This window comes from Candidatus Profftia lariciata, from assembly GCF_020541265.1.
Taxonomy (GTDB): Bacteria; Pseudomonadota; Gammaproteobacteria; order Enterobacterales; family Enterobacteriaceae; genus Profftia; species Profftia lariciata.
This window is the reverse complement of the sequence record NZ_CP045925.1, coordinates 245,910-268,461: the sequence shown is the minus strand read 5'-3', so window position 1 is coordinate 268,461 and position 22,552 is coordinate 245,910. Positions and strand designations below refer to the sequence as shown.

Sequence of the window (22,552 nt, the reverse complement as noted above, 5' to 3'; positions counted from 1 at the left end):
ACACTAAAACAAAATATCATTAATAAACACAACATAAATTTTTAATTATATTATAGTATAATTATTATTAATATAACTGCACAAATATTAAAATAAGTATAATTATTATTATATATTATATATACCAAAATAATTTATAATCTTGCTAAAGATAATTATATATGCTGAAAATATTAAGCATATTTATTATATTTTAATAAATATAATTAATAATATAGATATATTGTAGATATGTCAGTTATTATTAACTGAATAATACGTAATAAATAATTAAATATATTACATCATAAATATATATTACATTAAATGTAATGTAAAAAATTATTTAATAAAATATTATTTTATATAATTAAATTGTTACTATTTTTAAGGATTTTAATATAATTATAGTGACAACAATTACAACAATATAAAATAATTAAATATATTTTATATATAAAATATTTAGTTAATTAATAAAATTAATATTTTTATTATCATAAATAAGTAATTATTCAATATAAATAAAAAATTATATTTTTACTATAATTATTTGATTATAATATATACTATTAAACATATATTTAACATTTGTATTAAAATAGTATATTATGATATAATTTTTCTTAAAATTATATATAATTTTTTAAGAAATAAAATTTAATTATAAATAATTAATAAACTTAAATATCTTTAATATTATTTTTTCATAAAACATTTTTATTCATAATAGAAGATAAATAATGACATTAATGCATCTAATAAATTAATTATATATTCTTATATTCAAACTGTTAACTATACTACATATAGTGATATACTATTTATGTATATTACTATGCTATGTAAAAATAAAATTTCTATATTTTAATAAAGTAAACCAAAAAAATTCTTATATTTGAGCATAATTTGTACTACTATTAATTTTATTACTGAAGAATATATTTTTGTTATAAAGAACTAAGTAAAAATATTTTATTAAGAATCTTAGTATAAATAATTAATTCTAAAAATAATTAAATGATATTTTAGGTAAATAATTAATAATATTTACGTAAAATATCATTACTAATATAAATTACTTTATCAAGTTATATTACAAATATCTTAAATTATATTTTTATAGATCATTCAATATGTTATGATAAAATTTTTAGTTAGTAAGATTTTTTAAAATAGTATAATAATTATAAATACTAAAATATATTTTGTTGTAATAATAAAAATATTACTGGCATATTAAAGAATATCTTTAAGATATATTAAGAGATATAATAGCACAATGATCATTGCACTTTGTATTTATAAATATTTTCCTTTTGGGGGGCTACAACGAGATTTTATGCGTATAGCTCAGACTGTTGCAGATCATGGACATTATATTAGAATTTATACTTATTATTGGCATGGCATATGTCCTATAAATTTTGAATTGATTCAAGTACCTGTCAAGGCTTATACGAATCATTCACGTAATAATCAATATTTTTTATGGGTACAATCTCATCTCAAACAATATCCAGTAGATCGTATTATTGGCTTTAATAAAATGCCAAATTTAGATATTTATTATGCCGGTGATATTTGTTATGCTGAAAAAATAGAAAATAAAAAAAATTTTTTGTATAAATTAACAAAACGTTATAAACATTATTTAAGTTTTGAAAAAGCAACTTTTGCTATGGGTACAAAAACAAAATTATTAATGTTAACAAATAAACAAATTGTTGATTTTAAAAAACATTATTCAACAGAATCAGAAAGATTTTTTATCTTACCGCCAAGTATCTCTCTTGATAGAAAATATAGTCAACATAGTCCAAATGCACGTAATATTTATCGTAAAAAGAATGGTATAAATGAAAATGATTATTTAGTATTGCAAGTTGGTTCTGATTTTACACGAAAAGGTGTCGATCGAACAATTATAGCTTTTGCTGCATTACCAAATAATATCCGCTGTAAATCTGTATTATTTATTGTTGGACAAGATAATAATAAACATTATAAAAAATTAGTACGTAAATTAAGTGGTAAATTAAATATTTATTTATTTTTAGGACGTTATGATGTATCTGAATTAATGATTGCAGCTGATATATTATTGCATCCTGCATATCAAGAAGCTGCTGGAATTGTTCTGATAGAAGCTATTGCTTTAGGGTTACCAGTAATTACTACAAGTATATGTGGTTATGCACATTATATTAATAAAGCATGCTGTGGTATTGTTATTCAAGAACCATATAAGCAACATATATTAAATGATGAGTTATACAAATCACTAATAAATTGTCATCTGCGAAAAATATGGGCGTCTAATGCAAAATATTTTGCTAATATTCAAAATTTTTTTTCTGTACCAAAAAAAATAATAGATATTATTGAAAGTAATATTCATTAGGTAATTAAAGCATACTTATTATATATTTATATAGCATTATAAATAGTATTTTATAATTATAGATAATACATAAAATATAGTAAATTTATTGAAGAATAATCAGTATATTTTATTTACTCATTATAGTATTTATGGTTATTCTTTATTTTATGAGATAATATAAGATATATAGTTATACTAAATAATTATGCATATCTTTAATGAAAGAAAAATATTTTTTATTACTTATTTAATTTTATATATTATTTCTAATTTAAATCACAGTCAATATTTATAACTAATCAATATTATTATATATACTAATGTAGTATATCAGCATGCATTAATAATGTACATTATACTCACATTATTGATTGATCAAATTATATTTCTTATTAAAAATATAATTATAGTTATTCATGTATAACTATAATCATACAATGTTAATAAAATCTATTTAATATATAATACTATATATTAATTTAATTAAATTATTTTCATTGAGATCGCAACAATCAATAAATACAATATTAAATATTTTATAAATTTTCTAAATAAGAATGTCTCTATAAGAGTATTTTTATATATCAAGTAATACTATATAAATATAAAAATTATTGCATGATTACAAATTTTTATTTTTAATATTTAGCAAATTAAGTATTTGAAGTAATATATATGCGATATATATCTTATATTAATTAGTGATATATAAGAATAATTATTATTATATTATACTCAATAACAATTACATAATATATATTAACAATTAATATAAAAAAATTAAGATAATTATCTAATTTAGTTATTTTACATAAAATATAAATATACTAATTTTTTCTAAAAATTATTTATATTTTTATAAAAAAATAATAAATATTAGATATAAATTAATTGTATATCATTGCTTCAATAGAAGTATTACTTAATGTTTATAGATTGTCTATCAGTAAGAGTATTTTTATAATTCAGTGAAAATACTTGATAAAAAGATATCTTCTATTAATTTCTATACTATAGAATATATGATTAAATAATTAATAAAATTAATTTTTATATTTATAAATACATACAATTTAATAAAAATTAAAATTATATTTATATATAAAACTTAATCAAAAAATACATTATTTTTAACTAAAAATGAGAAATTATTTTATTAATGAATAAAATGTATTTATTTATTATTAAACATTAATAAAAATTAATCAAAGAATAATCTTGACTATACATATTCTTATATATTAATAATCATATATTAAATATTTTTGAGTCATTACAATATAATGATTGTTTTTTAAAAATTAATTCAGTTATTATATAAATAATAAATAGATAATGAATTATATTGTACTACAAATTCATGTAATATAATTTAATATAAAATTATATGTTATATGTAAAAATTATTATTTTTAGTAAAAATATTATTTAATAATATTAATAATAAAATGCTAATTGACTCATTTGAGAAAATAAATGAATTATCAATATTTTAAAAAACAAAATTTTATTACTGCTAATATAAAATTTATTACGAAAAATTATAAAAATAATAATATTTTACATATTGCCTATGGGATAGATAAAAATTTTTTATTTGGATGTAGTATTTCTATATCATCAATAGCAATGTATAACAAAGAACATAATATAATATATCATGTATTTATTGATAACCTTACTGCAAATGAAAAAAATAATTTTTTAATTTTATCAAAAAAATTTAATATTAATATAACTATTCACTTAGTGAAATGTCAGAAAATTAAAGTATTTCCTACAACTAAAAATTGGTCTTATGCGATGTATTTGCGCTTTATTATTGGTGATTATTTTATCGATCATTCACCTCGTGTTCTTTATTTAGATGCTGATATAATTTGTCAAGGAGATATTAGTGAATTGTTTTCAATAGAACTTGAAAGATATGTTCTTTCTGCAGTATTAGAGCAGAATAAACAATGGTGGACAATAATGGCAGAAAATTTATCTTGTCAACCTTTGGTTCATGGATATTTTAATTCTGGATTTTTATTAATTAATACTGATGCATGGCACAAGGAAGATGTGACACAACAAGCAGTATCTATGTTAGAAAATGTTTCTTTTATTAATAGTCTAGTATGTATGGATCAAGATATATTAAATCTTATTCTTTTAAAAAAAGTAAAATATATAGATAGTAAATATAATACTCAAATTAATTTGAATTACAAGTTAAAAGATCATTTTTATAATCCAATTAAAAAAAATACAGTTTTTGTCCATTATATAGGACCTACAAAACCATGGCATTCATGGGCTAGATATAACATATCCAATCCATTCATACATGCAAAAAATCAGTCACCTTGGAGTGCAGCAAAATTAATAGATCCTAGCAATGCACATCAATATAAATATTGTGCTAGACATAATTTTCACCAAGGAAATTCTCTTAATGGTATTAAATATTATCTAAATTATTTATTATTAATAGTTAAGGGATTACTATTAAATAATTAATAAATATTATTTAATATTAAGAACAATTAAAATTACTGCTCAAACTTAATCATATTATATATAAGTAAAAAATTTACTTCTTGACAATTCTATTTATTATAAAAAATTGAAAGAATTAATAATTCTTAAACATATAACTAATGCATAAATTATAAAAAATATTTTTATATAAAATATATAATATAACATATACAATATTAATATTACTACATTAGAATAAATATTATATATAATAATTTAATTTAATTAATATATTGTACATATTATATCAGAAACTTTAGTAAGTTAGTATATATCTATTATAGATTAATTTATAGTTTATATATATTGAGTAAAAAATTAGTCATAAAACATACTTATTATATCATTAATAATTATTGATTTAAAACATTATGTATTTCAGAAATAATATAATAATTACAATTATTTCTTGATCAAAATATTAATATATTTAAATATTAATATTATTAGTAATAATATAATTAATTTTAGAATGAATAACACTTATTTTGTTTGTTATATTAAATATTCATATAATAAATATTATTATTAATATAATTAATGTTTTAATAAGTAATTATATTTGTATATATTAATCTGTAAAACTATACTTATAGTTAAATTTATTAATTATATATCATTATATGATAATATCATGCTGATTTTAATTTTACGAAGCTTGTGAGTATATATAATAATATTATGAAGCATTATTAATAATGTTGTTAAAATATAAAATAAATATTTTATATATATCACAAAAGATAGTAAATTACAGTAATAATATATTATTTAAAATAATAATATCTTTATTGCAACAATATATAATAAATCATAATTATATTAAACACAGTATATTAAAAATAATAATTCATAATATACAATATTAAAATTTTTATGATGTTACATTAATTTTATTAATATAAGTATTAATAAGTATAATAATTTTTTATTATTATACTTTTATAAATAGTAATAATTGTATTAAATAATATATTAACATATACTTAGTATTATATACAATATATATTAAGTATATGTTGTATTTAATAATAATATTGTATACTATTATAATTTTTAAATTAAGTAAATTTATTATTATTGTACAACAAAGATATATACCATATTACTACAATCATAGTAATATGGTATAATAACTAAAATAAATCTATTACAATGAATTTATTATAAATAGAAATATATATAATATAAATATTGTTATTTATATATAATGATCATTTTTCTTAAAAGATGAGATATAATATAATCTTTATTAAAAATAATTATTTCTTTTTTTGTTATAAAATATTTTATATTTAAATAAATTACTTTTATATATAAAATATATACATAAACAATATTACTTCTATACCAAAAAATAATTAAATATTATATTGTTAATGTTAAATAATTTATTAATATTAATACTATTCTTAAGTATTATTTATTATATATAATTTATTGAAAGTCATTATAAATATTTTTTATTGCACACAATAATTTTAATAAATTTATTTATATTATTTTACTACATATAGTATATATGTGATTTTAAATAAATAACCATTTTAATAGATATTATATTCTTATATAACTTATATCTTAATATATATTATTATACTATTATAACAATAGTTATTACTATAAAGATTAAATAAATTTTTATACTATATGTAAAATTATTAAGAAAATAATTTATTATATTCAGAATCAATAATTACCTAGATATTAATACTTTTATATAGTATGTAACTAATTATTAGTATATTCTTATTACTTTGAAAGTTATTTATTATTTTATAAATATTGGTTATTTCAATAAAAAATATTTTGTATAAAAATATTTATTTTACTGTTCACGAATTAAAGTATTACTAATAAATCTTATAGTATTATGTAATCAATTCTTAAAATATATTCTAAGAATATAATATATATAAATATATTAGTAAAATATTTTATTTATTAGGATGATTTATTATGAAAAATACTTTGTTTACCCGATGTATATTACCACCATTCTCTAAAATAAAATATAAAGAAATTCTTCCAATAATACAAGCATTACTAGAGGATTGTTATTCTACAATAGAAAGAGTAGTTGCGCAATCTATGCCATTTACTTGGAATAATCTATGTCAGCCATTAGCTGAAAAAAATGATGATTTAAACCGCATGATTTCGATCATAAACCACTTAAATGCTATTCAAAATAATTTAGAACTACGCAAAATTTACGATACTTATCTAATTTTAATATCTGAATATAATGCTTGGGTCGGTCAACACTATGGATTATATCAAGCTTATCTTAATCTACAAAAAGGAGCAATGTTTACAACATTAACTAAACCACAGCAAAAATCAGTAAATCTTGCCTTACAAGATTTTGAACTATCTGGTATTAATTTACCTACAATAAAAAAACAGCGGTATAAAAAAATTATAACTCGGCTATCTGAGTTAAGTACAATATTTAGTAATAATGTATTAGATGCTACTATGGGTTGGAGTAAATTAATTACCGATAAAAACATGCTGGCAGGTTTACCTGAAAGAGCTATTCTTATGGCAAGAATACTAGCAACATCTAAAAAACAAGATGGCTGGTTATTTACTTTAGATATCCCGAGCTACCTTCCAGTTATTACTTACGCTGATAATCGCAAACTACGTTATGAAATGTATAGAGCTTTTACCACGCGTGCATCAGATCAAGGTCCTAATGCGGGTCAATGGGATAATAGTAACATTATAAATGAAACCTTGCAATTACGACAAGAACTCGCAAAAATGCTGCATTTTCGTTCTTATGCCCATAAATCATTAGCTAATAAAATGGCTAAAGATCCACAACAAGTTTTAAAATTTCTTAATTATTTAGTCAAAAAGTTATACCTTCAAGGAACACAAGAATATATGACTTTACGCAAATATACATGCAAAAATTATAATATTCGAAATCTAGAACCATGGGATATTAAATACTATAGTGAAAAACAAAAACAATATTTATACTCTATAAATGATGAACAAATACGTCCATATTTTCCTGAGCATCGAGTATTATATGGCTTATTTGAAATAGTGCACCGTATTTTTAATATTACAATTAAAGAATGTTATAACGTAGATGTATGGCATCCTGATGTTCGCTTTTTTAAAATTTATGGTGCAACAAACGAATTATGTGGTAGTTTTTATCTTGATATTTATTCACGTGAACATAAATCTAATGGTGCATGGATGGATACTTGCGTTGATCGTATGCGTCGTGCAGATGGTAACTTACAAAAACCAGTTGCTTATTTAATTTGTAATTTTAGTTATCCAATAAATGATAGTCCCGTGTTATTGACACATAATGAAGTTATTACTTTATTCCATGAGTTTGGTCATTGCTTACATCATACAATGACTGCTATCGAAGTAGCTAAGATATCCGGCATCAATGGAGTGCCATGGGATGCCATTGAATTTCCAAGTCAATTTATGGAAAATTGGTGCTGGGAACCAGAAGCATTGGTACTTATATCGGGTCACTACCAGAATAATGAGCCATTACCAAAAGATATATTGAATAAACTAATTGCTACTAATAATTATCAAAAAAGATTACATGTTCTTCATCAATTAGAGTTAAGTATATTAGATTTGCGTTTACATACTGAATTTAATTCTAAACATATTCCTGGTATACTTACAATTATACAAAGAGTTAAAAAATGTGTCGCTGTAATTCCTTCACAAAGCTGGGAACGTCCCTTACATACCTTTAATCATATATTTTCTGGTAGTTATGCAGCAGGTTATTACAGTTATTTATGGGCAGAACTATTATCTTCTGATGCTTTTTTACGTTTTAAAGAAGAAGGTATTTTTAACTCAATTGTTGGTAATTTATTCCTGAATAAAATATTATCACAAGGAGGTTCTGATGATCCATTAAATTTATTCAAACAATTTTGTGGTCGTAAACCTAAAATTGATGCTATGTTACATAATTATAATATTAATAATTAATTTATGAATTATTTATATACTAAAGTATTATCTAAATAATGTATATTAGCTTGTTTAATTAAATATTATATTAACTTAATATCTTGTTAAAATAAATTATTTATTATGTTATTCATATTATAAATATTTAAATATTATTATTTATAATAGATAAATTCAAAATAAATACATTTTATCGCATATATAATTATTATATATTGTATATATAAAATATATAATTGTAGTATTGTACATAGATAATATATTATTAATTATTTACAACAAATTTATATTAAATATTGCTACTTTGAAAGAAAGTTAATTATAAATTACTTGATAAGTAATAAGTAATATTTTGGATATTGAATTATGTTTATCATTATTAAAATTTTATATACTAGTTCTTTATAAGATGAAGTGTGAATTTATAAAAAATTTAATATATGTATATATTTATACGTAAATTTTTATTAAACCACTCAGATAACATAATTATAATGCTATTCCGTGCTTTATAACTAATATAGTTTATTTCTAAAAAATAAATTTTAGTTTTTAATAGTTACATAAACTTATATTTAGCAAATAATATATTATTGTTTTAAAAAATATTATAAATATTTATTTAAAATTATTATACTATCTAATATAACTGTATAATCTAGTAATGATATGACTAAAACTAATTTAGTTGATATATACAATTTAATTATCTTAAGTTAATTTTAATGTAATACATATTAATAATAGTAAATAATAAATTTATTAGTTAATATATGAAGAATTATTTATTAAAATAATAATATTAATATTTTATTATAATTAATGGTAAAGAAAAAAATAAAAACAATTCTTCTTTAGAAGAAGTTTGTAATACTTATCAAAATATTAATTGTAAATATGTAATAAATTAGGTATATAATATTTTTTTAAAAAATAAATAACATATAATATATTTAACATTTCTAAATGATTAGTAAACCTATTATTTAGTTCATTTAATTTATTGTATCAGGATTTATTATATTTACTATTTTGTTTATATTTATTAATAACTATAAAATTATGAATTTATAGAAAAACAATGTTATATATTAGAATAATTTATTAATATTAATGATAGAAGTTAATATAACTTTGTAAATAAATTACTCTAATTTTTATTAAAAATAGTTTTTTATATATTCTAGTATTATTTTTCTGAATTAAATGATATATAATATTTTTATGTATAACAAATATATTAGATATATTATATTACTAATTAATAAATAATAATCTTTAATAATTTTTTTAAAAAAATAATATTATTTTTATAAAAAACTGTATATATCTATGATATAGAAGATCTGCATAATAACAATTATTATAATAAATAATGAATATTTTACTTTGATACAATGATTTTTTATTTTAGATAATTAATTATTCATAATATATTATTTTATGAATAAAATTTATTATTTTTATATAAAAGATTTATTAAATAATTGGTAATCATTATTAAGTATAATACATAATATACATTATATCTAATAATTTGATAGTATTAATAACTAACAAGTATTACTAAAGTTGATATATACAAATAAATAATTAAAGATAATTTGATTACTGGAGAAATAATAGTAATAATTAACTATTATTATCAATACATAATAATGATTACATTACAACATGTAAAATAAAAAACAACTAAATTCATTGCTATATATAGTAAAACTATCTAAATAAATATTTTAATAGTAATAAATTGATTAAAAATAAACCATGGATTATATATTATCTAATCATATTATAAGTATATTTTCTGTATTTACTCTATATCTCATAATTATATAATAAAAAACTGAGATAAATATCATTTACTTGATTATTATATACAATAACTTTAAATAAAGTATATATTTTATATATTAGATATGTACTAATATTAGGTTAATTAGTTAATATAGTGTAATATACAATAATATTTTATTGAATTACTCGGATGATTTAATAGCAAGTGTATACATAATATCTTAAAATATTTTTTATAATTAAAGTTATAATAATATATATAACATTATCTTATACATTTTTTAATATCTTAAATATTTAATAATATATCATCATCAAAATATTTTTTTATATTAAAATATACAAATATAATTCCAAGTATTCTCATAATAAAAATATTATTTAAATTTTCTTTCTTTCTTAATGAAATCATAAGCAGATTGGATTTCTTGTACTTTTTGTTTAGCCATCTCTATCATTTCTTTTGGTAAACCTTTTGCTACAAGTTTATCTGGATGATGCTGATTCATTAATTTACGATATGCGCGTTTTACTGTAATAAAAGTATCATGTGACTGTAATCCTAAAACTTTATAAGCATCTGCTAAAGTAGGACTTCTATTATACTGATTTTCAAAAGATTTATGTTGTTCTTGGCGCTCGTCAAATTGACGTACTCCTTCCATCATACTGATAAACTGATCAAACTGAACACGTGAAAAACCAAGTTCTTCTGCTATTACATATAAAATAGTGCGCTCATTAGGATGTAATAATCCATCAGAAAATGCTGCTTGTAACTGAATTTCTAGAAACATTCTTATTAAATCAATGCTATTACAACAATTACTACGTAATACACGAATTGTTTCTCTTAACATAAAATTAGCTTTCTTACCTTCCCGAAATGCTTGCTGTGCAGATATTCTAGCATGACCATATAACTGCATAGATTCCATCAAAGAATTTGCAACATAAATATCTGCCTCAGTAACTCTTCCTTTAGACTTAGTAAGATGTCCCATTACCTGAAATGTAGTACTAAAAAATATATTTTGTCGTTGAGATTGAGTAGATAAAAAATCACTATGTCTAATATAATAAGATTTATCAAAAATACTACCAACAAATATTCCTATTAATATCCCAAAAAAACCGGTTCCTGATATTAAACCAATTAATGCTCCTATAATTTTACCCCAACACTGCATATTGCCCTCAATTTATAATATCGTAATATATAATTTATTTTATCATATTTATTGTGTATTTTTGTATATAACGACAGACACTAAGAATTCATAAAATCTTATAAAGATATAAATTATGGGTTTACATGCACACTATAAAAACTAGGGAAATATTTATTAAATAATATTCCGCTATACGATATAAAATAAAGAATCAATATACTCTTGTATATATCTAAAAATTTAATTATAGAAAATATTTTAAATAAATGTTTTCTTTTATACTTGTAAGCTATAAACTATTATGTAATGATTACTACTACTAAAGATTTTATTATTAAGTTTGCCCATATTAATATTGAAGAATAATATTAACATATCTAAATAAACACTCTAATTTTAATAATTTAAAATATATTTTATTAATATAAAGATCATCATAATGATATTTAACTAATTTATATTATGCTAAATTAACACATATATTTTATATAGTTAAATAACTATTTACTTTATAAAATATTATATTTTTATATCTATTCTAATATATTTTAATAATTATCTTAAATAATTGATTGATATAAATAATAATATAATATTATTATTTGTATTCTTAATACAATCTATATTATAGATAATATCTATTCAGTAAAATATTACAATATACTATATTTAGTATATAAATATTTTTAATACCTGCTATATTATTAATTACTAAATATGTAATTTATTATTATATTTATATTGTATAATTATTTATACTCCGTGCTATTATTTAATGCATATACAATTATTTAATAATGTTTTTATTTTATAATACAATTCCATATAGATGACTTATCTTATTTAAATAAGTATTAAAAAATATTTTTTATGTATATATTAATTATTATAATAATTAACCATACTATTAATAAAATTACTAATTTATCCTTCTATTACAATAAATAATAAACAATAATCTATAAATTATTATAATTTTCTTTACTATTTATAAGAAAATATTATTTTTTTAATAAAATTATATATTAAATTGTGAATTTATTTAATAAGGCCTGCTTAGGCATAATATGGTTTATAACCATTCACTGTAAGATGCTGCTGATAACGGAGCTTCTCAAATACATTATGAAAAAAAATATTTTAACATTATTAGTTACATGTATTTTATCTATATTATATAGTCGAAGTCCTTTCGCTACTCTTACTACAGAATGTTTACGTAATGTACCTATACATAATAAATCATTATTTTTTAATAATTTAGATGACTTACCAATAGAAATTCAAGCTGATAAAAGTTATACACATTATCCTAATAATATGGTTTTTAGTGGTAATGTATGTATAAAACAAGGCAATCGTATGTTAATAGCAGATCAAGTGCAAATTAATCAGCAATTTATTAAAGATCAATATCATCCACTACGTATAGCAATAGCTACTGGTAATGTTATTTATTCAGATAATTATATAAAATTAAAAGGCTCCAATGCTTGGTCTAATTTGAATAATAAAGATACTAATGTATGGCAGGGTAATTATCATTTTTTAGGCCGTCAGGGTCGCGGTACTACTGATGTCATGAAAACCCGTGCTTACAATCGTTATATTGTTTTAGAACATGGGACCTTTACATCTTGTTTACCAGGTGATAATAGTTGGAGTATAGCCGGTTCTAAAATTATTCAAGATCACCAAGAACAATTAGCGGAAATATGGCATGCTAGATTTAATATTGGCACTATACCGATATTTTATAGTCCATACCTTAAATTACCAATAGGTAATAAACGACGTTCAGGTTTCCTTATTCCTAGTGTAAAATATTCTAATATTAATGGTATTGAATTTAGCTTACCATGGTACTGGAACATTACACCGACAATAGATGCAACAATTATACCACATTATATAGAAAATCGTGGATTACAAATACAAAATGAATTGCGTTATTTAACTACTGCAGGTTTAGGTTTAATTGAATTTGATTGGCTAAATAAAGATAAAAAATACATATATACCAAAAACAATCAAAAACGTTGGTTGTTTTACTGGCATCATAATGGTGTAATAAATAAAGTATGGCATATCAATGTTGATTACACAAAAGTAAGTGATCCTAGTTACTTTAATAATATAGATTCTATGCATGGCTCTAGCACTGATAGTTATGCTACGCAAAATTTTTACTTAAGCTATGCCAAACAAAATTGGAACACTAGTTTATCCACTAAAAAATTTCAAGTATTTGCAATTTCAGGAAATGATAACGCATATATAGCAGAGCCTCAGATAGATTTAAATTACTATAATAATGATATTGATCCTTTTCAATTACATTTATATAGTCAAATAGTTAAATTTATTAATGAAAATAATAATCAACCTAAGGCTTATCGTTATCACTTTGAGCCAACATTATCTATAAATTGGTATCAAGGTTGGATAAACTTAAATACGTCTACTAAATTACTTGTAACAAAATATCAACAAATAATACCTAAAAACTATTATATCACTTATCCTGCAACACTGCATTTACGTCACTCTACTAATCGCATAATGCCTGAATTAAAAGTAGATGGTACATTAATCTTAAATCGTAACATAAATAGAAATAACAACTATACTCAAACATTAGAACCACATATTCAATATCTCTATATTCCTTATAGAGATCAAAGAGAAATTGGAATTTACGATTCTACATTATTACAAATGGATTATACTGGTATATTCCGTAATCATATATATAGTGGTTTAGATCGTATAGCTTCGGCTAACCGAATATCTACTGGACTAACAACTCATATTTATGATAATAATTTAATTGAAATATTTAACGCATCGTTAGGACAAATATACTTTTTTAAACGTTCACTAACTGGGGATGAATCTATATCTATAAATAATAAAAAAGATCAAATAGGTAGTTTAATTTGGGCAAGCGATGCCTATTGGAAAATTAATAATCATTGGAGTCTTGGTAATAATATACAGTATGATACTCGTTTACATAATATTTCATTAGACGATATTTTTATTAAATATAGTAAAGATACTACAACTATGATACAGTTAAACTATCGTTATGCTAATTCTGAATATATAAAGGAGATGATCCCAACGTATCGTTATAATACTTTATATAGTCAAGAACTTAGTCAAATTGGTACTAGAGGAAGTATCCCAGTTACTGATAATTTAACTGTAATTGCAGGATACTGTTATGATACTCGTGCTCATCAAACAATTAATTCTCTAATTGGTCTACAGTATAATACATGTTGCTGGTATGTTGGAGTAAACTATGAACGTAAAATAACTTTATGGGACTGTAATAATACTAAATTAAATAGTAAATATGATAATACACTTTCATTGACTTTTACATTACGTGGATTAGGCAATAGCCCCGATTTAAGTACTACTAATATACTGCAAAGAAATATTTTACCTGATGAAAAATACTTATAATATTATATAATTTTATTTTTATATATTACTTGATTATAATGTCATTAATAATTACATAATTTTATATTAACTTTTATTAATACATATATGGTAAATAAAAAATATGAAGATCTGGATCATGCTTATATTTAGTATAGTATGTTGTTTGAATAATACATATGCATCTCCTCAACTTATTGATAGAATAGTAGCCGTAGTAAACCATAATATTATACTCGAAAGTGATGTCAAAAAGTTTATTAAATCAATCAAACAGCATACCAATACAAATAATATTCCATTATATAATGATATATTATTACAACATAAAGTAATAGAGCATTTAATTATGGAAAACATTCAGTTACAAATAGCAAAAAAACATAATATTGCTATTACTGATTATGATGTTGATAAAACTATTCATAATATTATTCAACAAAATAATATATCTATGAATAATATGTATAATAGTTTATCTGCTAATAAAATCAACTATACAGCATATCGTGATCAAATACGTAAAGAAATGTTGATTGCTACAGTCTGTAATAACGAAGTTCGTAGTCGTATTAAAATACTTCCGCAAGAAATAGAATCTTTAGTAAAACTCATAAATATACAACAGTATGGTATTAATACTGCTTTTAATATTAGTCATATTTTTATACCAAATTCTATTCCACCAGTTAATCAGCAATTAAATAATACTGAAAAATATGCTATTTGGTTAATTAATCAATTAAAAAAAGGTGCTAATTTTGATAAATTACTAATTCATAATTCAGCAATATCTCATGTTATGACAAGATATCAGTTAGGATGGAAAAATATTGAAGATTTACCATCACTATTTTTCAATGAATTGCATACCCTTCATAAAGGTGATGTTATTGGCCCTATTAGCTCAAATTCTGGTTTACATGTATTACAAGTTAATGACATTCATAATAATCAGAAAAATACATATATTACCGAAGTTAATGTTCGTCATATTTTATTACGTTCATCACCAGTAATGACTAATAATCAGGCTTATATCAAACTGGAAGAAATTAGGAGCCAAATTAAAAATAAAAAAATGACTTTTGATCAAGCTGCACGAACAATATCACAGGATTATATTTCAGCATTAAAGGGAGGAAATTTAGGATGGGCTGTACCGACTATATATAATCCATCTTTTTGTAATACTGTAATACATCTTAAGAAAGGAGAAATAAGCGCACCTATTTATTCTCCTGCATCTGGATGGCATTTAATTCAACTATTAGATACTCGTCAAATTAATGATACTGAAAATACTACAAAGAATCTTGCATATCGTGTGTTATTTAATCATAAATTTAATGAAGAAATACCAAGTTGGATGCAAGAAGAACGTGCTAAAGCTTATGTAAAAATCATTGATAATAGTCATTAACAATAGCAGATATAATAAATTGTATAATAAATAATTACTAGTAGGTATTAAAATAATCATAATTAATTCTCTATTATATCAGAATATTTATCTATTAAATATTTGATTAATAAAAATAATACAAAATATATTGTAGTGTATTTTATTAAATTTCTTGATTATTCTAATTATTATTAGAATTGACTATTATTGTCTTTAAATAAACATCTATCTAGTATAGATAGATGTTTATTATTCATTAATATTTAATTAGCTAAGTATCCATAATATATAAGATCTACTACGTTATCAAGATTTATTTATATTAATAATACTGTGACTCATTTATATTACATTTATTGTTAGTTAGATAAATAATTATGCACTAAAAATGTTAACTAATTTGTTATATATCAATATAATAATATTAATTTTTAAATTTGTATAACTCATGTAAATATATTTTTATTAAATAATAAAATATACTACATATATAACTTTAGTAATATGCAAATTTTTTTAAAATTTTATCTAGTACTCAATATAATTAAAATAATATAAATTAACAACGAAATATTTTATTACATATAAAATGTTTTTATATATTGTTGCTAACTATATTTTGCATATATCAAGCTATGTCCTGGAAATAACAGCGTAAATATTCATAAATTACTTAATAGATATTCATATAGATTTTAATAAGGATAAAGAAAAAACTATTTTATAAATTATTTATTATTAAAGAATATTTTTAACTAAACTATTTTATATTTATAAGAATAAATATTTTAGTATATTTTTATTAAAAATAATTAGTTATGATTATTAAGATGTTATATAACTAATATAAAAATGGATGTTATTTATGTAAAAACATTATATTAATAATATATATTATTTTAAAGATATAAAAATAAATGAGATATTAGCTTACTCTTTATTAAAAATAAGATTAAAAATATTTACTAAAATGCTACATAAATTGTTCATTTAGTAAATAGATTGTACCTAGAATATAAAATAATTTAGCAAGTAGTTTAATATTTTACTTTACTAACTGATTACTCTTAGTTAAGGACTTTATATTTAAAAACAGTATATATTAAATAGGTGCCTATTTATAAATAGGTAAATTAATTTTCTTATAAAAAAGAATAATATATCTTCAGATTCATACTGAATATACGATAATGAGTAATTGCTTTTTAACTTCATACAATTTATTTGCCGTAATTATGTAGTTATTTTAATCAGTGGTAACAAATTTACTGTTACAATCACACAAGCAAACATTGATTATAATATAATAAGTTAATAGACCATTACTACCAAGTTAATTAAGATATTCCATTACACCATACTATTAGTGTTGAACGTTAATTATTAGCAAATAATTAAAAAATTTGTTTATAATCTTAAAATAATTTATTTTTTACGTTTATATAAGTTTAAAATTTAGCTTTCTAGAAACATTATAATTACTAAGTTTTACTTAATGGTAAAAAATATGTTTTAAAGTTTTCATAAACATTCATTGTATTTAATATAAAAACGATGAGATGAGCCAAAACATATAAGATTCAAATGAAAAATATTTACATCAGTATTAAATTTTTTTAAAATTATTAATTTTCTACATTACTATAATACTACCATGTTAAATGTTACCACAAAATATCTATAGTAATAAAATTATTTACTAATAATAGGAAGTATAACTATATTATATCAAAATTAGTAATACTGATATTTAAAGAATTATATGTATTGCTAAAATTTATTTACTAATAATAAAAATATAAAATTATATATCCAGTCAAGAAAGTTTTTTTAAATAGAAACAATTATTAAGATAGTTATACTCTGTGTTACTGTAATAAATTTAATTTATTAAAGAAATTGATTAAATAATACCATTAACATATATCTCTTAATAAATTATTGATACAACAATAACATTCTGTTGCAATAGTTAAATCACAGTAATTATAATAAATAATGTATGTTGTATATATAAATTATAAGATTTTGTATCTAATACTAAAGTTACGATTAAGATAATAATCTTTTATTAATTTATATTACTTTAATGAATCTTAGTCAGGAATATCCTTATACTAAGGATAATGTATTATTATAATAATACTATTTTGGTTATATTGATTGAATAGTAATAATATCATATTAATAACTTATAATATAACATGCTTAGTGTATGAACAATTAATAGTTGATATATTAATAAAATAGCATAAAATGCAGCTTTATATATTAAATTTCTATATAAACATTTACTATAAATTCTATAATAAATAGAACTATTCTTTTACTAATACTAAGTAATTAAATCATCTTGATTACTTAAAAGTTATAATTGTGTTAAGTATTAAGATATGATAATAATTAATTATTCTAACAATAATTAAAAATTGCATTTTTTATTTAACAAATAAGTTAACTTTTATAAAAATTTTAATATTATTAATTATTTAATATATATAGTTTTATTTTTAAAATAACTTTAAATAAAATATCATGATTTTAATAAAGAGAAGGCATGTTTTTTGGACGAGTTTTAAAACGACGATGTATCCACATATATTGATCCGAAGACCGTAAAATTTCTTGTTCAACTACTTTATTCATAGCAGCAGCTGCTGCTATTTTATTTTCTAACGGAAAATGTTCTAAACAGGGCTGAATAATCATAGTATAACCACTACCATCTTTTGCTCTGATTGTATTAAATGGAATCATTACTGGTTTACTCATGCGCGCTAAAATATAAGTGCCAATAGTAGTAGCTGCTTGTTCTACAGCAAATAAAGGAACAAAAACACTACTACGTGGTCCATAATCGTGATCTGGAGCATACCAAACAATTTCACACTCTTTTAATGCGCGAATCATACCCTTAATATTTTTACGATCCAACATATATTTATTAGAACGTAAGCGCCCCCATGTTTGTATCCAGTCAATAACTTTATTATTATGAGGACGATAAACGCCAACACCTGGGTTATGAATACCAAAAATACGTGCACCTAATTCTAATGTTAAAAAATGCAATCCTATTAATAGGATACCATGTGCTTCTTGTTGGGCTTTAATAATATGTTCTAATCCTTTAACATTACACCAGCGGTGTATACGCCATGTAGGCCAAAACCAAGCCATACCAGTTTCAATGAGTCCCATTCCTACAGATTCAAAATTTCTAGTAATTTTTTCTTTACGTTCAGAAAAAGACATTTCAGGAAAGCATAACTCTAAATTACGTAAAGCAATTTGTACTCTATATTTCATGAATGGCATTGCAATTCTACCTGACCATATTCCTAATTTAAATAATATAGGATAAGGCAAGAGCACTAGAACATATAATATAATTAAACCTAACCAGGTTAACCAATATCTTGGATGTAGTAATGTACTTTTAAACTTTGAATAAACATAATGATTAATCATAATAGAAAAACATAACCTCAATTCATGAATTAAGCATTCTATTGTAATAGAAATAATATTTTTTGTGATAATATTATCTAATCTTAGTCTATTTGGAGTCTGAGAATGAAAACAACTCTACCTAATTTCTATCAAGCTAACGTTTTGGTTGTTGGTGACGTAATGTTAGATCAATATTGGTATGGACATACCAATTATATTTCACCAGAAGCACCAGTACCTATTGTAACAGTCTGTACCATTGAAGATCGTCCTGGAGGAGCTGCTAATGTTGCCATGAATATTGCATCCCTTGGTGCCAATGTTCATTTAATAGGTGTAGTAGGAATAGATAATACAGCTCAAAAACTAAAATCCAAATTAAGTTCAATGAATGTTAAATACGACTTTCTTTCCGTATCAACACATCCAACAATTAAGAAACTACGTATTTTATCACGTAACCAACAATTAATACGTATCGATTTTGAAAAAAATTTTAACGATATTAATCATACACCAATCTTAGAAAAAATTCAGCGTATCCTGCCAGGATTAGGAGCTTTAATTTTATCGGATTACGCTAAAGGTGCATTACATTCCATTAAAAATATTATTCAATTAGCACGTAAAGAAAATGTTCCAGTATTAATTGATCCAAAAAATATAAATTGTGAACATTATCGTGGTGCTACTCTACTAACACCTAATCTATCTGAATTTGAAGCTATTGTTGGTCAATGTAATAATGATCAAGAATTGGTTTCACGTGGTTTAGAGCTTATGCATACATTTGAAATAATGGCATTATTAATAACTCGTTCTGAACATGGAATGACTTTATTACAGCATCAGAAACCTCCATTACATATGCCAACTCAAGCACGAGAAATATATGATGTTACTGGTGCTGGAGATACTGTGATAGCCATACTAGCAACTTGCATTGCTGCTGGTATTTCTTTAGAAGAAGCTTGTTTATTAGCTAATTCCGGAGCCAGTATAGTTATAGGTAAACTAGGTACTTCTACAGTATCTAAAAAAGAGCTAAGTAATATTATTGATAAACACAGCGAAAATCCATGTGGTATAATGAACAAAAATGAATTAAAAATATTTGTTTCTAATGCACGTAATATTGGTGCAAGAATAGTAATGACTAATGGTGTGTTTGATATTTTACATGTTGGTCATATATCTTATCTATCTAACGCACGTAAACTAGGTGATTGCCTAATAGTAGCAGTAAATAGTGATAATTCAACTAGACGTCTTAAAGGAAAAGGACGACCAGTAAATACTTTAGCACAACGTATGAATATGCTAGCTGCATTGAAATCTGTAGACTGTGTTATATCTTTTGAAGAAGATACGCCACAATCTATTATTGCTGAAATTTTACCTGATTTATTAGTTAAAGGAGGTGACTATAAATTAGAAGATATTGTTGGTAGTAAAGAAGTTATCGCAGCTGGTGGTGAAGTGCGTATACTAAATTTTAAAAATGGTTATTCTACTACAAATATTATTCAAACAATTCGTCAAATTTATTAAAAAATATTTTATATTATTTAGTTAAATATTAGAGAGTACTTAATTTATATAGTATATAAGATATAATTATTACTGATCTTCTTAAGAAGAAGATGTATTACAGTTGTACCAAAAATACTTATTAATAGTTAATAATTACTTAATGTAGTCATTTTGATTATACTGGTATTATAATATAATTATAGATATACTAATATATTCATATACATGAATAAGATTATACTAAGTTATTAATTTTCTTAATTAATAGCACAAATTAAGTAGATAACTATTGTTTAATCTTACATTTGATTCATTAAATAAAAATATTTTATTTTTCATATATAATTATATTCTGCTGTATCACACGTCTAATAACATTATTTATGCTATCTTCATAATTAATGCTATTATATTAATCTGCATATACTTTATAGTAATTATATAATATTATAGACAAGAAAGAATGCTAAAATTATTAACTAATTGTTAATGTATTATAATTATATTTTTTATATTTTTATTATTATTTATATATAACAATGTTTTACTTAAATTAGTATAATATTAAATTATCTTAGGCAATAATAATGTGTTTATATGCGTAGTAAATATGTTAAACAATCAAATATTATTTATATTAATCAATTAGTTTATCACTCTTCTATATATTTTATATATAAAAATTTTATCTAAATAATATTAATCAAACAACAATAAATTTCTTTTATTTATGTGTATATTTTGCATGCTTATCATATAATAAGAAAATTATGTTAAATATTTACTAAGTATTTTTTGTGCAATTTATATCACACATTATTATGATATGATCTTCTAATTTTTTTTAAAAATTATATTTTA

General features: G+C 21.1%; 8 protein-coding genes. 6 read left to right on the top strand and 2 right to left on the bottom strand.

All coding sequences use genetic code 11. The annotated features are described in order from the left end of the window. Positions 1-1,261 precede the first annotated feature (1,261 nt). The 3 genes from GII40_RS00620 to prlC all read left to right on the top strand — a co-directional run bounded on the left by GII40_RS00620 (position 1,262) and on the right by prlC (position 8,893). Positions 1,262-2,383 carry a glycosyltransferase family 4 protein gene (locus tag GII40_RS00620; protein WP_226813475.1) on the top strand — a complete coding sequence of 374 codons (1,122 nt, stop codon included), beginning with the start codon at positions 1,262-1,264 and terminating at the stop codon, positions 2,381-2,383. Positions 2,384-3,841: 1,458 nt separating this feature from the next. After that, complete coding sequence (locus tag GII40_RS00615; RefSeq protein WP_226813474.1) at positions 3,842-4,870, top strand: glycosyltransferase; 1,029 nt, start codon at positions 3,842-3,844, stop codon at positions 4,868-4,870. Between the two features lie 1,980 nt (positions 4,871-6,850). Further along, positions 6,851-8,893 (top strand): oligopeptidase A, encoded by a 2,043-nt coding sequence (prlC, locus tag GII40_RS00610; protein WP_226813473.1) that lies wholly within the window; start codon positions 6,851-6,853, stop codon positions 8,891-8,893. 2,156 nt (positions 8,894-11,049) lie between these two features. On the opposite strand, the gene djlA is transcribed toward prlC, so the two are convergent. Then, a complete protein-coding gene (djlA, locus tag GII40_RS00605; RefSeq protein WP_226813472.1) occupies positions 11,050-11,862 on the bottom strand; it encodes a co-chaperone DjlA in 813 nt (270 codons plus the stop codon). Positions 11,863-12,969: 1,107 nt separating this feature from the next. On the opposite strand from djlA, the gene lptD reads away from it, so the two are divergent. Both lptD and surA read left to right on the top strand, forming a co-directional pair. After that, positions 12,970-15,321 carry an LPS assembly protein LptD gene (lptD, locus tag GII40_RS00600; RefSeq protein ID WP_226813471.1) on the top strand — a complete coding sequence of 784 codons (2,352 nt, stop codon included), beginning with the start codon at positions 12,970-12,972 and terminating at the stop codon, positions 15,319-15,321. A 103-nt stretch (positions 15,322-15,424) separates the two neighbouring features. Beyond that, complete coding sequence (gene surA / locus GII40_RS00595) at positions 15,425-16,723, top strand: peptidylprolyl isomerase SurA (protein WP_226813470.1); 1,299 nt, start codon at positions 15,425-15,427, stop codon at positions 16,721-16,723. Positions 16,724-19,246: 2,523 nt separating this feature from the next. Here the strand turns inward: surA and GII40_RS00590 are convergent. Then, positions 19,247-20,176 carry a Kdo(2)-lipid IV(A) acyltransferase gene (locus GII40_RS00590; protein WP_226813469.1) on the bottom strand — a complete coding sequence of 310 codons (930 nt, stop codon included), beginning with the start codon at positions 20,174-20,176 and terminating at the stop codon, positions 19,247-19,249. A gap of 105 nt (positions 20,177-20,281) precedes the next feature. Between GII40_RS00590 and hldE the strand changes: the two genes are divergently transcribed. Continuing rightward, positions 20,282-21,709 carry a bifunctional D-glycero-beta-D-manno-heptose-7-phosphate kinase/D-glycero-beta-D-manno-heptose 1-phosphate adenylyltransferase HldE gene (gene hldE / locus GII40_RS00585; RefSeq protein ID WP_226813468.1) on the top strand — a complete coding sequence of 476 codons (1,428 nt, stop codon included), beginning with the start codon at positions 20,282-20,284 and terminating at the stop codon, positions 21,707-21,709. Positions 21,710-22,552 lie beyond the last annotated feature (843 nt).

Excerpts from the sequence above, each read along its gene's own strand:
- GII40_RS00620 (WP_226813475.1), top strand. The coding sequence starts at position 1,262 with ATGATCATTGCACTTTGTATTTATAAATATTTTCCTTTTGGGGGGCTA.
- GII40_RS00615 (WP_226813474.1), top strand. The coding sequence starts at position 3,842 with ATGAATTATCAATATTTTAAAAAACAAAATTTTATTACTGCTAATATA.
- prlC (WP_226813473.1), top strand. The coding sequence starts at position 6,851 with ATGAAAAATACTTTGTTTACCCGATGTATATTACCACCATTCTCTAAA.
- djlA (WP_226813472.1), bottom strand. The coding sequence starts at position 11,862 with ATGCAGTGTTGGGGTAAAATTATAGGAGCATTAATTGGTTTAATATCA.
- lptD (WP_226813471.1), top strand. The coding sequence starts at position 12,970 with ATGAAAAAAAATATTTTAACATTATTAGTTACATGTATTTTATCTATA.
- surA (WP_226813470.1), top strand. The coding sequence starts at position 15,425 with ATGAAGATCTGGATCATGCTTATATTTAGTATAGTATGTTGTTTGAAT.
- GII40_RS00590 (WP_226813469.1), bottom strand. The coding sequence starts at position 20,176 with ATGATTAATCATTATGTTTATTCAAAGTTTAAAAGTACATTACTACAT.
- hldE (WP_226813468.1), top strand. The coding sequence starts at position 20,282 with ATGAAAACAACTCTACCTAATTTCTATCAAGCTAACGTTTTGGTTGTT.